Annotated in this window: 1 protein-coding gene; it reads right to left on the bottom strand. The window is 36.5% G+C overall.

From position 1 onward, the window contains the following. Positions 1-1094 (bottom strand): RNA-guided endonuclease InsQ/TnpB family protein (locus U2718_RS14535; protein ID WP_411813290.1); only part of this gene is annotated, 1094 nt, incomplete at its 3' end. Positions 1095-1431 lie beyond the last annotated feature (337 nt).

The following is a 1431-nucleotide window of genomic DNA, read 5'->3' as shown; positions in this document are numbered from 1 at the left end:
CACAGACTTGAATGACAAACATGGCAATTGTGCATTCTTTGAGATAACTGCTTTTTAACTTTGTGACCACAGTTAGAACATTCTTGGCTAGTGCCGTTTGGATTGACAGCTATTACCTTCAAACCAGCATTTTCGGCTTTGTTAGAAAGTATGGTCAAAAACTGACTCCAACCAGCATCATTAATACTTTTAGCCAATCTTGTTTTAGTTAGTCCTTTGATATTCAGCTTTTCAACAGCAACAACATCATACTTATCAAGCAATGATTTGGCTGTTTTAAAGTGAAAATCTTTGCGGGTATCAGCAACTTTTTTGTGCTGTTTAGCCAATTTTTGAATGGCTTTTTTACGTCGATTAGAACCTTTTTTACGTCTGGATACCTTACGCTGTGCTGATTTTAATTTACGTTCAGTTTTGCGTAAATACTTTGGTGCGGCAACTCTAATATTGTCAGATGCCACATAGAAATCAATCAAACCAACATCAATACCAACAATATTGTCAGGGTTAAAGTCAGGTTTAATTGTGGGAACTGTTTTGTCATCAAGGCTGAAAGTGACATAATAACCATCTGCTTTCTTGGTAACAGATACGGTTTTAATATCAAAACCGTCTGGTATTGGGCGATGAACAATTACTTTAATATCCCCAATTTTTGATAGCGTGATTTTGTTATTGGTAAAATGATGGCGCTTAAATTGAGTATAGGTAAAAGTTTTGTATTGACCTTTGCCTTTGAATCTAGGTCTACCAGATTTTTTGCCGTTATCACCTTTTAACCATCTATCAAAAGCTAGTTCAACTTTCTTAGGAACTTCCTGTAATACTTGTGAGTGAATCTCTTTGTACCACGGTCTATCTATTTTAAGCTGAACTAAAGATGCTTTTTGGTTGTAGTAGTGAGGTTGCTCTTTTAATTCTGGTATGTAACAAATTAAGGGACATCTATCAATAGGACAGCGATTCATTTCATACCAGTCAAACCTTTGAGCAAGCAAATAATTATATTGACAACGTAACATTTCCAGCGTTTTATCTATCTTCTCTGCTTGCTGTTTAGTTGGCTTGATTTTGTATTGGTATGAGGTTTTCATTACTTTGTTTTTGCTATCGACCTATAAGTAGTATAATATGAATGTATGAACGTTGGGGGTACATATGAAAAACAAATCGTTAAAAATAAGAATTTCAGAAAGACGATTGGGACGGTTGCAAAATTATGCAGCACACGCCGATCAAACGATGACTCAAGTGATTGAGGAACTTATCGATACGCTACCAAACATAAAAAATGGCGACTCCTCATCGACCCTCTGTTCTGTCAATCCACAGGATTGATTTGATTGTGGGTCAATTCGTCATCGCCCAAAAATTCATCCCGTCGCTCAACGAAGCGTTAGAGCGCGGGGCTTCTTTTTGATCAAGCTAAAT

Origin of the sequence: Chlorogloeopsis sp. ULAP02, from assembly GCF_038404745.2 — a bacterium.
GTDB lineage: Bacteria > Cyanobacteriota > Cyanobacteriia > Cyanobacteriales > Nostocaceae > Chlorogloeopsis.
Note: the sequence above shows the minus strand (reverse complement) of the source record. Positions and strands in the feature narration are given on the sequence as shown.